Source organism: Vibrio caribbeanicus ATCC BAA-2122 (assembly GCF_000165125.1).
Taxonomy (GTDB): Bacteria; Pseudomonadota; Gammaproteobacteria; order Enterobacterales; family Vibrionaceae; genus Vibrio; species Vibrio caribbeanicus.
In genome coordinates, this window is record NZ_AEIU01000026.1 from 35,027 (window position 1) to 55,002 (window position 19,976).

The 19,976-nt window shown below is 39.6% G+C and carries 17 protein-coding genes; 8 read left to right on the forward strand and 9 right to left on the reverse strand.

All coding sequences use genetic code 11. The features are described from left to right. The first annotated feature begins 141 nt into the window (after positions 1 to 141). The 4 genes from RH40_RS03105 to RH40_RS20025 all read left to right on the forward strand — a co-directional run bounded on the left by RH40_RS03105 (position 142) and on the right by RH40_RS20025 (position 6,352). Positions 142 to 2,778 (forward strand): hypothetical protein, encoded by a 2,637-nt coding sequence (locus RH40_RS03105; RefSeq protein ID WP_009599858.1) that lies wholly within the window; start codon positions 142 to 144, stop codon positions 2,776 to 2,778. 101 nt (positions 2,779 to 2,879) lie between these two features. Beyond that, positions 2,880 to 3,626 (forward strand): ADP-ribosyltransferase, encoded by a 747-nt coding sequence (locus tag RH40_RS03110; protein WP_009599859.1) that lies wholly within the window; start codon positions 2,880 to 2,882, stop codon positions 3,624 to 3,626. A gap of 727 nt (positions 3,627 to 4,353) precedes the next feature. Next, a complete protein-coding gene (locus RH40_RS03115; protein WP_009599860.1) occupies positions 4,354 to 4,692 on the forward strand; it encodes a hypothetical protein in 339 nt (112 codons plus the stop codon). 298 nt (positions 4,693 to 4,990) lie between these two features. Continuing rightward, on the forward strand, positions 4,991 to 6,352 hold the full coding sequence (locus RH40_RS20025) for a sensor domain-containing diguanylate cyclase (RefSeq protein WP_009599861.1): 1,362 nt from the start codon (positions 4,991 to 4,993) through the stop codon (positions 6,350 to 6,352). A 239-nt stretch (positions 6,353 to 6,591) separates the two neighbouring features. On the opposite strand, the gene RH40_RS03125 is transcribed toward RH40_RS20025, so the two are convergent. Together RH40_RS03125 and RH40_RS03130 are read right to left on the reverse strand one after the other, a co-directional pair. Next, positions 6,592 to 7,158 carry a hypothetical protein gene (locus RH40_RS03125; RefSeq protein WP_009599877.1) on the reverse strand — a complete coding sequence of 189 codons (567 nt, stop codon included), beginning with the start codon at positions 7,156 to 7,158 and terminating at the stop codon, positions 6,592 to 6,594. A gap of 509 nt (positions 7,159 to 7,667) precedes the next feature. Next, positions 7,668 to 9,458 (reverse strand): ricin-type beta-trefoil lectin domain protein, encoded by a 1,791-nt coding sequence (locus RH40_RS03130; protein ID WP_009599878.1) that lies wholly within the window; start codon positions 9,456 to 9,458, stop codon positions 7,668 to 7,670. A gap of 583 nt (positions 9,459 to 10,041) precedes the next feature. Here RH40_RS03130 and RH40_RS03135 point away from each other — a divergent pair. The 4 genes from RH40_RS03135 to RH40_RS03150 all read left to right on the forward strand — a co-directional run bounded on the left by RH40_RS03135 (position 10,042) and on the right by RH40_RS03150 (position 13,324). Then, a complete protein-coding gene (locus RH40_RS03135) occupies positions 10,042 to 10,539 on the forward strand; it encodes a hypothetical protein (RefSeq protein WP_009599879.1) in 498 nt (165 codons plus the stop codon). After that, positions 10,539 to 11,945: a leukocidin family pore-forming toxin gene (locus RH40_RS03140; RefSeq protein WP_039954107.1), complete on the forward strand. Its 1,407-nt coding sequence runs from the start codon at positions 10,539 to 10,541 to the stop codon at positions 11,943 to 11,945. Before RH40_RS03135 ends, RH40_RS03140 begins: the two co-directional genes overlap by 1 nt. A 333-nt stretch (positions 11,946 to 12,278) precedes the next feature. Next, on the forward strand, positions 12,279 to 12,815 hold the full coding sequence (locus RH40_RS03145) for a cysteine hydrolase family protein (RefSeq protein WP_009599881.1): 537 nt from the start codon (positions 12,279 to 12,281) through the stop codon (positions 12,813 to 12,815). A gap of 110 nt (positions 12,816 to 12,925) precedes the next feature. Beyond that, on the forward strand, positions 12,926 to 13,324 hold the full coding sequence (locus RH40_RS03150; RefSeq protein ID WP_009599882.1) for a hypothetical protein: 399 nt from the start codon (positions 12,926 to 12,928) through the stop codon (positions 13,322 to 13,324). Positions 13,325 to 13,347: 23 nt separating this feature from the next. Here the strand turns inward: RH40_RS03150 and RH40_RS03155 are convergent, their stop codons facing one another. The 7 genes from RH40_RS03155 to RH40_RS03185 all read right to left on the reverse strand — a co-directional run. Further along, positions 13,348 to 13,749 (reverse strand): SufE family protein, encoded by a 402-nt coding sequence (locus RH40_RS03155; protein ID WP_009599883.1) that lies wholly within the window; start codon positions 13,747 to 13,749, stop codon positions 13,348 to 13,350. A 3-nt stretch (positions 13,750 to 13,752) separates the two neighbouring features. Then, positions 13,753 to 14,970 carry a cysteine desulfurase SufS gene (gene sufS / locus RH40_RS03160; RefSeq protein ID WP_009599884.1) on the reverse strand — a complete coding sequence of 406 codons (1,218 nt, stop codon included), beginning with the start codon at positions 14,968 to 14,970 and terminating at the stop codon, positions 13,753 to 13,755. Then, positions 14,970 to 16,241 (reverse strand): Fe-S cluster assembly protein SufD, encoded by a 1,272-nt coding sequence (sufD, locus tag RH40_RS03165; protein WP_009599885.1) that lies wholly within the window; start codon positions 16,239 to 16,241, stop codon positions 14,970 to 14,972. Before sufD ends, sufS begins: the two co-directional genes overlap by 1 nt. Then, positions 16,216 to 16,962, reverse strand: coding sequence for a Fe-S cluster assembly ATPase SufC (gene sufC / locus RH40_RS03170; protein ID WP_009599886.1), 747 nt, complete (start codon positions 16,960 to 16,962; stop codon positions 16,216 to 16,218). Before sufC ends, sufD begins: the two co-directional genes overlap by 26 nt. Positions 16,963 to 16,967: 5 nt before the next feature. Then, positions 16,968 to 18,431 carry a Fe-S cluster assembly protein SufB gene (gene sufB / locus RH40_RS03175; protein ID WP_009599887.1) on the reverse strand — a complete coding sequence of 488 codons (1,464 nt, stop codon included), beginning with the start codon at positions 18,429 to 18,431 and terminating at the stop codon, positions 16,968 to 16,970. 44 nt (positions 18,432 to 18,475) lie between these two features. Next, complete coding sequence (gene sufA, locus RH40_RS03180; protein WP_009599888.1) at positions 18,476 to 18,847, reverse strand: Fe-S cluster assembly scaffold SufA; 372 nt, start codon at positions 18,845 to 18,847, stop codon at positions 18,476 to 18,478. Between the two features lie 523 nt (positions 18,848 to 19,370). After that, positions 19,371 to 19,976, reverse strand: a 606-nt coding sequence (locus RH40_RS03185) for a BspA family leucine-rich repeat surface protein (RefSeq protein ID WP_009599889.1), incomplete at its 5' end; no start/stop codon positions are given.

A 19,976-nucleotide genomic window follows, 5' to 3' on the forward strand; every position in this document is an offset into this window, starting at 1 on the left:
TATATAAAAATAATCTCTGGCTTATATTGATCCTCGGCTTATAAATATAATAGAACCAGAGCACATTAATCTCGCCTATTACCTAGTTTCCCAAGGTGGTTTGGGTATATCAATATCGCAACAAATAATAAGAAACTATCTATGAGATTAACAAAAATAGTAGTGGCTGTAGCCCTATTAACTCCTAATGCACATGCACTACAAGTGTGCCAGTTAGGGGATAATTATAAAGTGTTAGAAAGTGAAGCTTTTGATAAGCTTCGCCAAAAAAAGTACCGAGCTTTCAGTGAGGAAGTGACTCCAGAAACACTTTTCTCCTCCTCTCCAACACATTACTCTGACATTAAACCGAGTATTTCCGAAGCAGCAGAGCATTTCCCTCGTACCTCTTCTTTGTTAGAGAAAGGTGCAACTGGAGCTATGAACCTTGAATTAGCAGGGGAGGCAACAAGCCTTTTATCAACGATTGGACACAGCGCAATGGGCGCTGCGAGAGGTGCAATTGAGGTATTAGGTCCCGTTGGAGACGCAATTGCTGTTGGTCTATGGGCTGAGGAGGTTGCTGAGTCTTTTGCTGATGAGACACAAACTTCCTACGATCGTTTCGCGACGGTAATGAGTTTGATTGACTGGTTCGGTGTGCTTAAATTACCTGCTCGTGATATTGACCGTCATATATTAATTAATCGATGGAATAATGTGACACAAGGCGATCATTACAGTTTTCAAGTTCACCAAGACCCGATTACTTTAAAAGAAGAAAAGGAAGTAGACTTTTGGGTCAAACTGATATCTGATCAGAATTTGATGCTTAAGTCTATTGCTCGTGGCTACGCAACAGATGTAGCGTTGAAATATCAAGCGAGTTACCAGCATGCCGTTCACGCACAATCCGAACTGGCAGATGCTTTGATTAAAGCGTTAGAAAATGAGCTAAACAAGACCTTTTTTTATCAACTTGGCTTAGAGGGAAGCGGACGACAATTATTCGCGACGGATTTTGGTCGTTTGTGTGAAAGTGAAATTGATAAAGTCGTTGAAATTTACTCGCCACAAGAGCAAAACAATCGCCAGCAAATATTCGGTCCATCACCTCGCCAATCAAATAAGGCATTAGCTCAACTACAAAAGTGCCAACAAGGTCATTTAAATGATGCGATCGCTCTTTTAGATGATTTACGTAATGGTGACATCGAGAACTTTGATAAAGCGTCAGTTTCCCAACTTTATTTCAAGGTTTTAAATGCCAAAAAACGCATCGTTGATATTGCGAATACCCAATTGGAAAAAATTCGTGATGCACTCATAGAAGATATGCGAGCAGAAGGGCTCGCAACTATCGATCATCTATTTGATTCCGGTGCAGTAAATAACGCTTATCAGTTTTTTAAGTCAAAAGCAGATCAGTTGGCAATTGATATTATGGCTCGCAGTATACTAGGGCGGCCAGCAAAACCAATTGAGCTTCGTCAACGCTATTTTGTTTTGCAAGAAAGTTATAGAGAGTGTGTTCAACTGGGCATTATAAGAAACGGTTTGGGCGGAGATCCAAACTTTAGGGGGTGCACTCGATATGAGCGAATTCCGGCGACTATCAGGCATTTTGATTCTTCAGAGTTTGATCAAGAATCACAGCTGGTATTTCCCGACCGCGATGCACTCAAACAATACTTTAATCAAAGTCTTGATAGTCTGGTGCAAAATGGGTGGCGGGCTCAAGAAGAGGAAGCTTGGCTAGAAAAACAGCTCAAAGATTATTCGAAGAAGCATCGACTTATTGCAGAGAAAGAAAAGCTAAGAAAAGAAGTATTGCACTGGCTATTTGATACTTCGGAGTCATTTTTATCGCGCTGTGGTGCTGGTTGTGCAGGATGGCCACTTGTTAAACTTCAAGAGAGTAACCTCTCACCTCAATCGTCTCTGACTGAGATTAAACAGTGGTATGAGAGTAACAAATACTCGGCGGGATATAAGCGTGTGAATAAACTTGGAGACCTCCTTGACAACGCATTAGAAAAAGAACAACAAGCGAATGAGCAAATTGAGTTGTATAGCTTTGTCACCCACGGTAGCTTTGACCTCGACAAACATGCTCCGTTGATTGTTTCTGCTTTGGAAAATGCACAGCTTGATCTGGCTCATCTAGATGTCGTAATGCCTATGGCGAAGCGCGTGGTGAAACAAAGGATTGAAAAAGCCATGAGTGTGGCGAAAAGCAATGGTTCAGACTGGTTGTATTCTCAAATTGGCGACTTTCATCGATACTATTCGATTGTAAAAATACAAGAGATGTCAACAGGGCATTTCTCATCAGGTGATACAGGCGTTGACTCCCTGTTTTCAGAACCTCTTCCTGCTCATCTATTGCGCTATTTAACATTGGTTGATATCCAAAAAAATATCGATGTCGTTGGAACTCACTACAGTACGGTTGGCAATTCTGTTCAGACTTCTTACGACACAAGACTGAATCAAGCTATAGACTCTTTGTTTTCGCCAAGCGGTAAGTTGAATAGTCAATTAAAGCAGTTGAGTTTAGTAAATGAAGATTTTGATTGGATTGCGGGCAGATCGTGTTCTATCAACTACGAACCACTTAGGTCGGCTTTAAAAGCCGTTGCTAAAGATAGTGATCTTCAACTAATTAATCCGTTATCAGAATGGTACAAACGACTAATGCGTCAACAAATATTTTTATTTGAGGCTGTTGCATTCAGTGCAGCTCAGCAGGAGCAAAAGGAAATTCGCTGTGCGTTAAGTCTTAATAGCATTAACTAGCATCGACATAGTGCCACTTTAGTTACATTGTAACTTTTTGAGTGTAAAATATAAGCAAGTGATTGAGTGGCTCACTTGCTTTCATTTGGGAACTTTTACTAATGAAATATTTTCATTACTACCAATTATTAGCTTTAAGTTTAATTTTATTTACTTTGCAAGCCAAGGCAGGGCTTGATTTTAATCGTGAACTTTATAGTCAATCTGAAATCAATCGAATTATGAGTGAGATGTCTGAAGAGAGTAATTCTATGAGCATTGATGAGTTTCACAGACTTCGCGTAGAGTTTCACCGTATGGGTAATCAAGAACGTTTCAACTTAGGATACGAAGAGTTAAACGCATTAGAGCGTTACCAGGCTGACGCCTATCGGCAAATAAGGGAAGGCTTGTCGACGGGTTATTTGGACGAGGAAACTGAAGAGCTCGTCAGTGCTATTGACTCTGCATTTGAGCAAGGTACTCGTTATAGAGGTACTACATTTCGTGGTGAGGGCTTTTTGGAGCCTTATCTATCGGAGATAAAAGTGGGTGATATTGTAAGCCCTAGCTCTTATGTCTCGACCTCGGCCTCTAAGTCTACGGCTTATGTTTTTCACCAAGGGCAATTGTCACGTTTTGAACTGTCGTCAGCTCGTCACGGGATCATAATTCCTACGGTAAGAGACGACGAATTGGAGGTGATTCTTGATAGGAATTCACTCTTTGAAGTTACTGCGATAGAAAACAGTGAGGAAGGATTAAAGGTTATTTATAAAGAAGTTTTACCCGAAGAGGTGGGTTCAAAACCAATCAAAGATATGCATACAGGAGAAGTGTTATCAGCAGAAGAGGCGTGTGCTTTTTAGAAGAAATCCTCAAGTAACCTCAATATGATACTTCCGCAAGATTGAATAGCCTTACTTTACAGGTAAGGCTATTCACTTAGATCTTTGGATCAACCTTATGCATACCAAGTAACCTTAAGATGCGAAGTTCAGAGAGAACGACTCACTTTACGGGTTAGGCAATGATTGAAAGAGTTAGCTATCTAAATTGAAAATCGGTAATGACGTATTTAAAGCATGCAACTCAATCTTTGGGGAGAAGCCACAGTGCCGATTTTATCACTAAACAACTAAATATAGCCTATTTAATCACCAAATAACTTGGAAAAACTGAACAATTTTTATAAAAGGAAAATTTATTTTAATTTTATAAAAATTGTTCAGTTTTTATAAAAGGAAAATTTATTTTAATTTTTAAAATCACTATTTTTTAAATTTTCAATAAGAACCAAAAAATAAATTTCCATCTGTGGCAGGAAGTTTTTATCTATAAAATACGTAATTGTCATTTAGTCGAACTTTGAATAATAATGTCAATTAATTGTATTATTTTCATAAGCTTATGAAAATAAATTCTACTTTTTTATCTGTATAATTTAAAGGGCTCGCCAAAAGTAAAGATAATAGTACGATTATTTTAGGTATAAAGACCAAGAAATTAATACCGTAAAAATAACGGTGTTTAATTATTGTTTTTATAGTTTTATGGCTTAGCAATTATAATTCTATTAGATAAACGAGGTATCCAATGCATAAAAAAATTTTAGCAACAGTTTCTTTATTAATTTCATCTGCTTGTTTTGCTGAATCCCCTTTACCTGCTGAAACCGCTAGCACAGAAGTTATGCTTCTGTCCGAGTGTGCGGGAGCGCTAGCGAGTGTTTCACAGCCAGGTTCATGGGTCGGAACCATCGACAAAGTTGGTAAAACTTACCAGCAGGAAGACTTTTCTTATATCTACAATGTTTTTAAGTTATCAGGCTGGTCAACAGAAAAAATTGGTAGCGTAGTTGTTCAAAAAGAATATATTCCTAATCCTCCAGCTGATGGCTCTGCATACAAAACCCATTGTTTGGTTCAGCGATAATTAACCTATCTAGAATCTTACATTTATCGATTAAATGGCTCTAACATCGGGCCATTTTTTATTGAATTCTATAGACTCAAGGCGAGTCAGCGATCCTAATCAAACCATGAAAACTCAAGACGCATGTAAACTGCGTACACAATCGTGTCTTAAATAAACTCCTCATCATGTCAACGTATGTCTCAATGCTGATTTGCTCGCCAAAAAGCGTGGAAAAACTGGCTATATTTTTTTCCAACTTGCCTAATGTGCACAGTTGACCGTTAATTATTATAATGATTGTCACGTCGGGGAAGGCATGCTGGCGCTTAGTAAACAGAAATTTTTTTCAACGGGCACTTTGATTAGGGTCATCATCTGGCTATTTACTATGATGGTTGCGGCGATATTGTGTTCTGCTTACTTTTTTTTGAATGTACTAGACGATAAAGCGCAAGCATTGATTGATAAAAGGGTTGAAATCACTCTTATCAATGAGAGCCGTCATCAACAAGACATTGTAGAAGGCTTTGCCTACTCAGATGAGGCGTACCAAAAGCTATTTATTGATAATAATGATCAGTGGCACGCCCTAAATACGGGCGACTTTCTAATTAAAAATAAATTTTTTGACTTTTCTCTTGTAGTTGATAACCGTCGCCAACGTTTCTTGACTCAATCACGTGATACGATTTCACTCGACTTGGAAGATTTGATGCAAGCAGGGATGGCTGAATTGATGACTGCTGCTTGGTCAGAAATATCTCTGACGAAAACACATTCTTCTTTTATGTTATTAAATGATGGTGTCTATCTTGTTGCTGGTTCCCCGTTTATCAGTGAACAAACAAATAAACCAAGAATTGGTACGTTCTTGGCTATCGGTAAAAGGCTCGATAAAGATTACTTGTTTGAGCTTGCTCATTCTTATCAGATATTTGACTTGAGCTTATCTTTAAAGCCAAATCTTCAAGCAAATAAAGTTTTGTTCTCCGATGCTGGAGAGGAGATTGCATGGTTATCATGGAATGCTGTTGTACCAACGAGGTTAGTTTTCCCTCAAGTAGCCACTGTGACGGTGCTTTGCGCTTTGATATCTATAGTTGTTACCTGGCTAATCATTTCGCGCGCGAGTCGAGATAGGGAAGCCTATGAGAAAAAGTTATACAAAGCCGCAACGAGAGATGGTTTAACTGGTGTATACAACCATCGTCATTTCGTTGAGGCCGCCTCTCATGAATACCAAGTCAGTCGATATCTCGGGAAACCTTTGTGCCTCTTGATGATGGATATTGATCATTTCAAGACAATTAACGATACATACGGCCATCAAACTGGTGACGATGCGCTGAAACACTTTGTTCTGTTATGTTCACACAAATTACGTAATAGTGACTTGCTAGGAAGAATAGGAGGCGAAGAGTTTGCATTACTGATGCCTGATACATCGCCTCTAACGGCGATAGAATTTGCAGAGTCTATCCGTGAACTGATTAAGACCTCACCCTTAGAAACGAAAAAGGCGAAGATCACATTCACTGTTAGCATTGGTGTTTCGGCAATGTTAATCGATAACGATTTTGAATGTATGCTTGAACAAGCCGACCTGGCAATGTATCGAGCAAAGCGTCTTGGCCGGGATCAAGTTCAGATTTGTGAAAAAACCATTGGGCTTGAATAGAACCTTTATTTGAAGCGGACTCTGCTCACACTATTTGGCGATAGAATCAACTTTGCAGCAGATATACCGAAGTGACTTCAAAATGCTGTGAACCTAGCATCTTGAGGTTACTTGGGTAAAAACAATGATTAGGTCGCTGTCACTATCTTTATCAACGCCAGTACTTCAAAGTGATTTGTATTCAGAGCACCCCGTCCAATTTGATTGTCTGTCGAAACTCCTTTAAAAGAGTCGGGCAACTAATCTCTAAGCCATCGATGATTCTCGGATCCTTCGAATGAGTTAAAAAATCCAGAGTGCCTTTGTTTAAATTGATCACTCCTGAGATCTGATAGAGGCCAGTGTTTAAAGCTCTCTTTGATGTACTTACCGTTAATTTTTATACTCAAAGTTTTCAGTGTCGGAATGACTTTTCGTGCGATAGTACTTTGCAGTGACTTTTCACAGTTTACACTAGAATTATCGATTTTTTTATCATTTATGAGTATTTCTAGCTTTTTCGGAGCACCGATTTTACAAGGTTTTCCGTAGACAATGTCTAGTTCAAATTGATTATCGATCGTTGTACTTACATAAATTGCAAGTGAGTCTTCTAGGTAAACTCGTCTTTGCAAAAGCTGCTTTGTATCAGGAGTTCGTGTTGCTTGAATTCCATTTGAAAAAGGCTCGAAGTAGTACCAGTCCCAACGCCAATCTAGCTCCCGTGAATCGAATTGAAGCTGAGGCACAGTGTTCCAGAGAATAACACCAAGCGTAGAAAAAATAGCGATTGTGAGCATTAGAGATACTTTAACTAGAAAACGCATTCAGATCTTATACCTTAATTAATCCGAGATATTTATTATATTTATTACAGTGTTTAATTGTTATATTTATCTATTAGTCATTATATATCCCCATTTTTAATGATAATTAAGTCATTTTAATTCAAAGGAGAATCGATAATATCTAAAGCGCGCTAGGATACTCTATTTTTTTTGAGTGGTAAAATTTAAGATGACAAGAAAGGGACAAATTTTTATCCATTTTTTTTGCATTTAATGGGGAGGTATAGAGGTTCGAACATTTAGTTGTTAAAAATGGCAATATTAAAAATTTCATAAATTTCAATGACATGTTGTTATTTTTGATAAGAGGAAGACGTCTGTTTATTTTAAGTTCTCTATGTATTATGAATATAATACTCAAGTCTCGATATTGAGACTTGAGTGGCAAAAATAATAACCAGATCTTTTATTTGTTAGGCTGTTTTTTAATTATCTTTTTCTCTCAAAGTTAATAGGGTAAATTTGATAGGATTGTAAGTTAATTAATTCTAGGGTTTAACAAGACTAAAGTCAGTAAGTCGGCTTGTGAAAAGCGTATTCTGTGTGGCATTTTGTGTACCTGATATAGTTGAAATCTCTGGTTGGTAGGATGATGCTTGAAGTGCATTAATGCTTCCATCACTATTTACGGTAAATAGCATATCGTTTGCGATTCCATAAGGATCGTTCCAGTGCCAAATTTGCGTATTTGGCGCATAATCATCTTGGCAGTTTAAACTTAATGACAAGTTTCCATTTGCGCTGTCAAGGCATCGAGTTAAATCAACGACACTTCTATAACGTCTTTCATTGTCGTAAACAAAAGATTGAGATAGCGACCCATCGATACAAGGGGTAAAAGTCAATTGTGCACCATCATCAACGGTTAAGCAGTACGCTTTTTCCTGGCTTAAAAAAGTTGATTTGATATTGACAGAATCAGCACCTAAAAACCATGGACTGTCCCAATTTACATCGAGAGTAAAGGAGTCGATGTAGGTCAGGTTTTCGTAGTCTTGCTCAGTTTTCCAAGTAGGGAAGAATACACTGGTATGCTTTAACTGATTTCCTGCGGCGAAGCGATTTCCGTAAATCCAGCGATCGTGCCCAAATAGAGCTAGAGCGTTTATTTGAGTTTTAACTGCAATTTCTGTCGTTCCAGTAACATTGTGTTTTGCTGCAATCTGTGCGTTGAAATCAGGACGTAAACCTCGTATCGCCAACGAGTTATTCTCTCTTAACTTATTGAAGTCCCAAGGATCCATTTTTTCGTGTACTTCAACATAGTCCCAGCACCATCCGTCAGCACTACCTAAGTTACAAAAGCCACTTTTGCGATCCAGATGAGAGCCATATTGGCTATTGCGGTATTCGATTTTATAACCATCATCATTTACTTGGGTGGCTAGCTCAAACTGCTTTTTGTTGGTAATACTATATCTGGTTGAGAGCGTGTATTCCGCTGAATTTATTGGTAGCTTAGGCACAACGGACAGTCCAAGTTTAATCGTCTTGCTTGTGTTTTTTTCAATTTTAGACTCTAGTTGATCCTGCATCTTGGGAGAGAAATCATTTAGATATACCTCTCCGGACTGCAGTTTCTCTTTGTCTTTCACTTGTAAAGATATGGAGGCGGAGTCAATATATTCTCTATAAACATAATTGGTTTTACTTCCTTTGGACCATCTATAAAAAATGTCTGAATTGTATTTATCTAGCCCAATATCCACTCCAGGGCCTTCAGATAATGATATTTCGACGTACTTATCTTTATCTCCAGATCGTGCATAAAAAGGTGAGGCACTAAAATAGCGTACTCTATACTTGAGCGTCACAGATCCTTCACCGTTTCGTTCAATATTGAAACGCCGATGAATAACAAACTCCATCACCTTGTTCTCGGGTGACATTGATCTCTGCATTCTTTTGCTATGAGAAAGATCTGCAACAAAGTTGTTGATAACGTAATCCTTATCAAAGGAATCAAGTAAATAAATATCCCTTGGCTGTCTGTTCCTTAGATTAGTAATCAGAAATTTATTACTAGGTATCTCCAGACCAAAGATTTGAGTTTTTTCTTCCTTAGCCCAATTTTGGTCGATATCTACAAGTAGATATCGACACTGCCAAGGAATATCTTTCGGTGTCTCCTTTATGTGACATTCTGGTTGATAATGAGGAGTTTGTGATCGGATGAGATCAGATAAAGCGACAAGATCGCTATTCGTTGATGCAAAAGCCAAAGAGGAAAAATAGATTGGGCTGGCTAGGGTTATTATTGCCTTAAATGATGATTTCATATCTTAACTATCCTAGTTGTTTGAAACCGAGCTTTTTACAATTTAAAGCCTCCTAGAAAGCACAAATTATAATAAATCAATGTCTTTCTAAAAAAGTCTACCCCTTTTATAATCTAATTAATAAAACATTTTAAGAATTAGTTGTTAAGACTGTGTTACTTATCAAATAAAGTGGTAATGGATAGTTTACCTAGTATCATGTTAATATTTGATAAAAATTATCCATCAATAAATTAATGGAATTCAGTCTATTTTGTGACATAGGCTTTAATTTTCAGGTTAATTAGATTTATTTCTATTATTTCATAAATAAAGTTATTTTATTTGTTAATACATTTTAAAAATATTAAATTCATAGTTTTGCTCTATTTTTATTATTCCAATAATTTTTTTTACTTATATTGACAATTGTGTTTTCTATCATTTTTTTATATTTAATAATATTTCCTCGAACTCTATGTTGACTTTATTAATTGCTATTTATGCAATCTTGGTTTGAATGGCTTTTTTTGTTGTGGTAGTAATAATTTAGATGTTTTGGAGCCTTCTTTAATTTTTATTGCCAAAAAAGAATTTATTATTTATGCAAATAAAGTGTTTTTTTATATTTTCAGTTTTATTTTTTTCTTGTTATTTGAGCGCCAAAATTAGCGTTTCTGGCAACGAAACAGATATTTCCGATTTCTTATCAAATTATATCAATGAAGGTGTTGAATATTCCAAATATCGTTTTAATAGAAATGGTATCTATTATATTGATGTTTCTACCGCATCCACCGAGGAAATAGAATATGTAAAGTCTCAGATAGTTGATGGAAAACTTGTTATTATCGATCTGAGAAATATCTTATCTGAAGATACAAGAGTTATGCATAGTCAATTCTTGACAGGACTGGGTGTTTCTTCACCTATCATTGTTTCTGGGATATACCGTGGTGAGTTTGTTGTCAATATGATTTCCAGTGAGGTAACAGATCAAAATAATCAATCGATAGATATTCCAGAAGCGGAAAATTATTCGCTAGAGCAATCCTTAAAACACGTACTTAAGCGTTTTGATTTAATGGGAGAAGTAAAGTGATAAAGTTTTTCCCTTCGATATTAATTTTATTCTTATCTAGTATAAAAATGGCCGTTGCTACAGAATATGTCCCTGTCATTGAAAAAGCGATTTATATTACAAAATCAGGCATTAGGTGTAATCTATACGATAGTCATGAGTTTGCCAGCTTCAGAGACTGGTGTCATGCCAGTGGCTCGATTGATGTAAGAGTGAACGTTGCCCAGATGCGTTCTGTAAAATCTTTCACATCATATGGAGTTACCCCAGACGCAAAATTTGTACGTTTTACTGTAGAAGCAGGGCAAGAAGGCAGCGGTATTCACTTAGTTGATGATATGGTTCAGGGACACAGCTGGTTTCAAAGTTGGGCAAACCGTAGGACCTATATGGGGCCTTTTGTAAATAACTATGATCTATGGGTCAATCCTGTATCTGGTTATATGCCGAATAAGGTTGGAGATTCGCCTAAAAATGAAAATAAAAAGTACCAACACCGAGATACGATTGGTTATTCGATAGGAATTAATGGCTCTCTTGGCGCTGAAGTCGGCAAAGATGGTCCAAAGTTAAAAGCAGATGTCTCCGCCTCGTTCAGTTATAAGAATGAAAAGACTTTAGTCTTTGATACTCACGACTATCGGGTTAATAACCGTTCGAGCTCAGGTAAATTTGAAGTTTCATTCGAACGAGAGTTTAGCGACTGTGAGAGTATGCGACGAAGAGAGTTAGCTTGCTACTTTACAACGCCTTTGTGGGGGAGTGGCTGGGTATTTGATAGGAAAAAATTTAATCCGATCTCATACGCTAATTTTAAGCCAAATTTTGATGTGCTCTATGAAGCACCAGTTGATGAGCTCGGAACTACTGAGTTCGATATCGGTGTCAGGATGACATACAAAATGCTTTATGGTTTAGTTGTCCCATCATCTTTGTACTCTGTTTATGGACCCAGCGACTTTTCATGGGGTTATGCCGTGGCGTCACATCGTTTTAGGGTAGACTGGAGTCATCCGTTATTTGAGCCTGAAGCGCACGTGTCGATCCAATCTCTGGATCATAATAACTTGTGTTTAGGGACCTTCGAGAATGATAGTACAGCCGGATTTAAAGTTAGGGGAGCTAAATGCCGTGGAGGCTGGGATCAAACTTGGGGGTTAGACAATCAGGAGAGGTACCGTAGTCGTTCAGCCCCCGACCGTTGTTTAACCGTTCTAGCGAATAAAAAACTTGCAGTAAGGCCATGCAAAATGAATTTATCTCAGAAATGGTATTGGGAAGGGGAGCGTCTCTTCAGCCGTTATGTTGATGACACAGGTTCGAGATATGTTCTAACAATAGTTAAAGATCGCAGGTTAGGTGTTGCTCTAGAGTCAAATACAAAAGGTGAAAGATGGAAGCCTTCATTACAACAAATTGATCTTTAGTTGATAGTAACACCATAAGATTTTTATTTGTTTCATACCCAAGTAACTTCAGTTAGTGCAAATTCTGAGAGCATTTAATTGTGGTAAATTAGTCGTCAAGCAATTTGCAAAGGACGCTATTTTTCTGTGTCATTTTTTGTTTTCACACCTATGAAAACGCTTAATTGTTATCTTTGAAATTACTTGGGTATTAGCTTGAGCCCTATAGTCCGAGGAGAAAAACCGCGGTATTTGTTTATTTGGAATATCGTTAATATGTTGAAAATCAACAAAGAGTATAGCAGTATGAAATGCTAATAGCTTAATTAGTTTTAATATGGAAATTAGTACGTTATGAATTCTGCTGTTTTAGTTATTGATGTTCAGAAAGTTCTTTTTGAACCTAAACCTCAACCTTTTGATGCTAATGATACTATTTACAGGATCAATCAAGTAACAGAGTGGGCGCGCTTGCGGTCGGCCCCAGTTATTTTTATTCAACATGAAAAGGCCAACTCAGTGATTGCCCACAATAGTGTAGGGTGGGAACTAGAGTCTGGTTTGATCGCACTAGCATCCGATTACTACTCGCGAAAGACAACCCCCGATGCTTTTTTAAACACGGATCTTCAGTCAGTGCTTGAAAAGCTTAATATCAAACATCTCATTATATGCGGCTATGCGAGTGAATTTTGCGTTGATGTTACTGCGAAGCGTGCTGCAGGGTTAGGGTATTCGATAACACTGGTATCCGATGGGCACACAACTCATGATAAGCCTCACCTAAGCGGTGTTGAAATTCGAGATCATCATAATGCCACGCTCCCTTTCATTACCAGCTTTGGCGTCAAGATTGAAGCAGTATCAACCCAAGATATTTTGTTGCGATAGTTGAGGTTCGTCCCAATACAGGCTTACTTTTTGATACATTTACCTATTGACCTCAATAATGATAATAATTATCATTATCAAGTCAGGTGCTTGATAATAGGAGGCTTTATATGGACTGTGTCAAAAGTTGGCTGGTTACGGAAATCGATAAATATAACGATATTCAACAAGCTTTGATGTCAGAGTTTTTTCTTTCCGAGATGCGCTTAAACTGTAGAGGAATGTCCAAACAGCGATTGACTAGTTATTACGATACTTGCATCAGTTTAGCGAAATTTTCGCGTAAAAATGGCGATGATAATCTCTATTTACAGTGCCTTAAAAAACTTTATACCAGGATGATGGCAGAGCTCGGAAATGCAGAAAATACGTTTGAGTGTCGTTCACGATGCAAAAGATATGCGTTAGATTCTCTCAACTTGACTTGTCAGCTTTATAAAGGCTACGAGGTGATGGAAAAGGCGCAAATATTGCGCCGAGATTTCGCAAAGCGAGCTTCGATAGGCTAAAACGACGAATTTAACGTGTCAGGCTAAATAAAATGCTCGACTTTGTTAAAAATAGTGCGAACCATGGCTTCAAGTCCTTGATTTCGCGCTGGGGTGAGTTGTTGCTGAAGGCCTAATTGAGCAAAGATTGTTTTAATATTGGTGTTTAAAAGCTCTGATGGTGTTTTATCATTGAGCAACATACACACAATGGCAACTAACCCTTTGACCAAGGCTGCATCACTATTGCCAAGTAAAGATACCTTTCCCTCAATCAGTTTTACATCGATCCAAACGCTGCTCTGGCACCCTACGATTGCGTATTGTTCGGTTTGTTTTTCAGCAGGTAAAAGCGCGTACTTTTCACCTAGCGAGATAATATAGAGGTATTTATCTTCCCAATCGATGCAGCGGTTGAAGTTCTTTATCAGTTTGTCTGTATCCACTTGTTATCCTAATAAGGTTTGTATACGTTTTAAACTCGTTACTAGAGTATCGATATCTTGTTGAGTATTGTATATCGCAATAGAGGCTCTGCACATTGAGGTCACACCATAATGTTTCATCAGAGGTTGGGCGCAGTGATGACCGGTGCGAATAGCAACGCCATATTTGTCAAGAAAGCTGCCCACGTCAAACGCGTGTAATTCCCCAAGATTAAAAGCGACGACGCCAGCGCGAACCTCCGGTCCGTAAATATGAACACTCGGTATTGATTGCAATTGCTTGTACAGATAATTCACTAGCATGGTTTCGTACTGATGGATCTGCTCAAAGCCAATATTTAATAGATAGTCTATCGCTTGGCCAAGCCCAATAATTCCGGCTACATTTGGGCTTCCTGCTTCGAAGCGCCAAGGAACTCTGTTATAGCTGGTACCATGCTCTAAATCTACGTTCTGAATCATAGAACCGCCGCCTTCCCAAGGTGGCAGGGTATCCAGTAACGCCTTTTTGCCATATAAAACACCTATACCTGTTGGCCCATACAGTTTGTGACCAGAAAAGACATAAAAGTCGCAATTGAGTGCTTGTACATCAACATGTTGGTGCATGATGGCTTGGGCACCATCAACAAGGACTTTGACACCAAATTGATGAGCCAGCGAGGTGATTTCTTGGATAGGATTGACGGTCCCGAGCACGTTTGAGACATGGGCAATAGCAAGTAGTCGAGTTCTGGAGGTAATAAGGGCGCGCAATTTATCTAGGCACAGAGAACCATCATTTTCTATCTGCCAAACGACGACTTTTATTCCGAGAGTGTGTTCCAGCATTTGCCATGGCACAATATTAGCGTGGTGCTCCATTTCTGAAATGATGATTTCATCACCTTGAGCCAAGTGTTGTTTGCCAAAGGTATTTGCGATCAAGTTAATGCCGTGAGTGGTGCCGTTGACGAAGATGATCTCTTCACGTTGAGAGGCATTGATGAAGGTACATACTTTGTCGCGCACCAATTCCATATGTTCGGTTGCCTGAGCACTTAACGTGTGTATGCCACGATGAACCGCTGCATATTCGTGACGGTAAAATTGGCTGACACTCTCTATTACTGACAATGGCTTTTGCGCACTGGCTGCGCTATCTAAGTAAACAAGTGGGCGGTTATTAACCTCTTGTGTTAACGCCGGAAAATCATCACGCCAAATCGCTGCTTGTTCCATTACCCACTTACCTTACTCATTTTCTGTTTGATTGACTCTAACGCTAATTGACGGATGAAAGGAATATCCACTTCTTCGGCTACTTCTGCTGCAAAGGCCAGTGTTATTAATTGTTCTGCTTGCTCTTTGGCCAGCCCTCTAGTTTGAAGGTAAAAGACTTGCTCTTTATTGAGCGCACCAGTTGTGGTTCCATGGCTGCATTTAACATCATCAGCATAAATTTCGAGCTGAGGTTTGCTGTTTACCTCGCACTCTCGACTGAGCAAGAGATTATGGTTATCCATTTGCCCATCGGTTTTAAGTGCGTTAGGCGCCACTTTTATCATGCCGTTAAATACAGCTTTGCTGCTTTCGCTGGCAATAACCTTGTGAATTTGTCGACTCGTACAATGGCCCTTGTTATGTTCTAAGTAGGTACGGCTGTCGTAAGTCTGGGATTTTCTTGGCAGAGTCAAACTATTGATATCAATATGAGAATTTTCACCGTTGAGTTGACTGCTTGTATGATGTCGAGTCAATTGACCACTAAATAAAAAGGTATGGCTGGCAACCTTCGCATCTCGACCAATAAAAATGTCATTATGGCCAAAATGGAAGTGTGTATCAGACGCAAAACACAGCTTGTAATGATCTAGGCCAGCATTGTCAGCAACGTCCATTACAAGCCTCGACCCTGAGTAATGAGCAGAAGTATCTTGTAAGTTATCGCAAATCAGGTGTTCGATGATTTTAACTTGACTGCCTTGCCCCTGTGTTACGTGAATTTTTTGCTGGCTCATACCGCCATAAGGTCGGGAAACAATATTGAGCAAATATATTGGTTTGGAAACGACGCAGTTCTTCGCTATCTCAATATGGAGGGTTTCTCGAGTACTTGCTTCTGTCATATGCAAAAAGAATTCTGGGTTAATGGGCTTTGGCAAGCGCTGTTTTGCATTCTCGTCGAGCAAAGTTAACCGGTAATGAGGATCATCAATATCACTCAATTCGGAGATGAAGCGACCATTAACAAATACAATTCGACTTGTCTCAGCATCGATAGCGAGTTTATCGATATCCGCTTGGGTTGGGATTGTCTCTGCTTGATGCGAGAAATCAATGTCGCGAAAGTCTGTCAAAGATGTGTATTTCCAGTCCTCATGTTTTGGGGTCGGAAATCCAACTTGTTTGGCTAAATCCCAATGACGCTCTGCATATTCGCTAATCATGTTGGGCTTGGGCATAAACCAGTCTGATGCAATCGATTTATTCTCCTTCAGTAAGCCAGCCATAGCCGTTCTCCTCTAACTCCGCCACCATAGAAAAATCGCCAGATTTGATGATTTTTCCTTGATATAGAACGTGAACAAAGTCGGGTTTGATGTAGTCCAAAATACGCTGATAGTGAGTCACAATGATAAAAGAGCGGGTGCCATCTCTTAGACTGTTGACGCCATTTGATACTTCTTTAAGCGCATCAATATCAAGGCCTGAGTCTGTCTCATCAAGGATACACAATTTCGGGTCTAATACCGCCATTTGTAGGATGTCATTGCGCTTTTTCTCTCCACCAGAAAAGCCGACATTCACAGAACGAGAGAGCAAATCTTCTGGCATATTTAACAGCTCAATTTTTTCTTCGATGAGATCAGCCAGTTCAAATCGTTCAAGTTCAGGCAGGCCTCGATAAGAGCGCACTGCATTAACAGAAGCTTGTAGAAAGAGGTGGTTGCTGACACCCGGTATTTCGACCGGGTATTGAAATGCCAAGAAAACACCTTCTCCAGCGCGCTCATCGGGGTCGAGAGCTAAAAGATCTTTCCCGTTGAGCATTACCTCGCCTTCGGTGATCTCATAGTCTTCTCGCCCAGCAAGAGTGCTGGCTAACGTGCTTTTCCCTGAACCATTAGGGCCCATGATCGCATGAACTTCTCCTGGTTTAATTTCAAGGTCGATACCGTTTAAAATCGGCGTATCATCAATTTGAGCTTTTAAATTTTTAATCGTTAACATTATTTTTATCCCACGCTATGCTCAAGACTAATTGCCAGTAGTTTCTGTGCTTCTACGGCAAATTCTAGCGGTAATTCTGAAAAAACATCCTTACAAAAACCATTGACTATCATTGAGATAGCGTCTTCTTCAGCGATCCCGCGCTGAGAGCAATAAAAGAGTTGGTCTTCGCCAATTTTTGTCGTGGTTGCTTCATGCTCCACTTGCGCCGTGTTATTTCTCACTTCGACATAAGGAAAAGTGTGTGCACCACAATCTGGGCCGATAAGCATTGAGTCACACTGAGTGAAATTTCGAGCATTTTCGGCTGACGGTAAAATCTTTACCAAGCCTCGGTAACTGTTCTCACTACTACCAGCAGACACCCCTTTCGAGATAATGGTTGAGCGAGTGTTTTTGCCGATATGAATCATCTTGGTTCCGGTATCCGCCAATTGCTTACCAGAAGTGAGCGCAATAGAATAAAATTCTCCTATTGAATGATCGCCTTGCAAAATAACGCTAGGGTACTTCCATGTGATCGCTGAACCTGTCTCAGATTGAGTCCAAGACATTTTAGATCCAGAGCCTTTGCATAGTGCTCTTTTGGTTACAAAGTTGAGGATGCCGCCGTTAGTGTCTTTACCTGAGAACCAGTTTTGCACGGTCGAGTATTTGACACAGGCATCTTTGAGAATGATAACTTCGACTACAGCAGCATGGAGTTGATAGTTATCATGAGACGGTGCTGAGCACCCCTCGATGTAGCTGACATAACTGTTTTCATCGGCAATTAGTATGGTTCGCTCAAATTGACCAGTTTTAGCCGCATTGATGCGAAAGTAGGTTGAGAGTTCCATTGGGCATGTCACGCCCTTGGGAATATAGACAAAGGTACCGTCAGACGCGACGGCTGCATTAAGGGCAGCAAAAAAGTTGTCTTCTGGCGGTACCACAGTTCCTAGGTAGGTTTTGACCAGTTCTGGATGATGTTGGATCGCCTCACTAAATGAACAAAAGATGATGCCTTTTTCGGCCAATTTTTCGCTGTAGGTGGTTTTTACCGACACTGAGTCAAAAATAGCATCAACGGCAACGTTGCTCCCTTCTCTTACTGGAACACCAAGTTGGTCAAAGGCCTCTTCGACTTCCTGAGTTAAGAATTCATCGCTCTGCGCTGCTTTGTCACTGTCACACTGGCCGCAAGAGGGGGCGGAATAGTAACTGTAATCCTGATAGTTGAGTGAGGGGTAGTCTGCTTTTAACCAATGGGGCTCTTCCATATTTTGCCAGATATGAAAGGCTTTTAAGCGGAATTCCAACATCCACTCTGGTTCATTTCGTTTCGCTGATATAGCGCGAATGACATCTTCATTCAGCCCTTTTTCAAGCTGATCTGAAGCAATATCACTATAAAAACCTTGTGTATAGCTTTCATCATCAACCCAAGCTTGTACATCGGCTTGAACTTCAATACTACTCTGTTTCATTGTCAATACCACTTGGTGAGTATTCAAATACTCGGTACTCGTTTTCAAACATTAAAACTTTCGCCGCAGCCACAAGCATTCTGGACTTTTGGGTTGCGGTATTCGAACATTTTGTTGAGCCCCTTTGATACATAGTCAACCTCGGTACCATCGAGGTAGGGCATAGCACTGATAGGAACAAATAACTTAGCACCTTGATGTTCAAAGATAAGGTCATCAGCGTTTGGCTTTGCAATGGTAGAGAGTGCGTAAGCATACCCAACACATCCAGAGGGTTTGATTGAAAGTTGCACGCCTAAAAGCTGCGCGTCATTTTCAACCAGCTTACAAATTTGCTGCGCTGCTGCATCTGTGAGTGTTAATCCTTGCCAACTACTGTTGGGATCAAAGCTATCTACGGGGTTATTTGTGGACATGGTTATTTACCTGCCTATCAATTTTTAGGTGAATGATAGTTATTATCATTACCATCTTCAACCACTTTCAATTTATGGGATTAAAGCGTGATGGTGTTTGTGTTGAGAATTTCATGTATTTTCTCACGATAGTTAGCGACCAATTTCTCATTAAAACATAGGGTTACTCTCGATTTTTCAGCGTTAAAGAATATGATTGGCTGGGTATTAATGGCTTAATTGATTAAATTGCAATTTGAGCTTTTGATAATGTAGTATGAGTGCTTCTTGTCTATGTAAATTTATCTATTGGAACAGCAAAATATTTAGATAACTTAATGTTGGAGCATAAGTATCATGGGGTTGTTGAGCCAACTGCTTTCCTATACCGATGAGAGGGTGAATTGAGTACCCCAAATTGCGTATTCAATGTTGGTTATTGAGCACAGTAGACTTTTGTCACGATGGCTTTGTTGGTTCATTATCTAGGGTACCCTCCCTTTACTAAAAAAGCCGCACAAGGCGGCTTTAAATTAAGGGTGTTTTATTGAAACTGTGGCCAGTGATGCAGGTCTTGGCCTAGTGGGCTGCCTGTTGCAAAGTCTCTATAGTATGTGACCCTATCGACAATAGCCAAATCGCTCAAATCCTGGTCAAAAGCAGAGGCTCCGCGGAACATACTTTCTACAGACTTTAGGTCTTCCACCATCCAAGTACTGATATCTTGGTTAAAGCTCGTAGCATCGTAAAACATATATGACATATCCGTCACCATGGGTGCAGCCCAACCTGTGATGGGTTGATTGAACGACGAGGCACCAGAGAACATCCACCTCATATTTTTGACAAACCACACATCCCAGTTGTCAATGTTTTGGTTAAAGGCGGAGGCTCCTTTAAACATCGAAGACATATCTTCTACGCTGGAGGTATCCCAGTCACCGATGGGTTGGTTAAAACTGGTGGCTCCTTCAAACATCCCCTCCATATTCCATACCTTGGAGGTATCCCAGTTGCCGATGGGCTGGTTAAAACTGGTGGCACCTGAAAACATTCGTTTCATACTTGTAACTTTGGAGGTATCCCAGTCACCGATGGGTTGGTTAAAGGCTTCGGCGCCTGAAAACATACCCCACATACTTGTAACCTT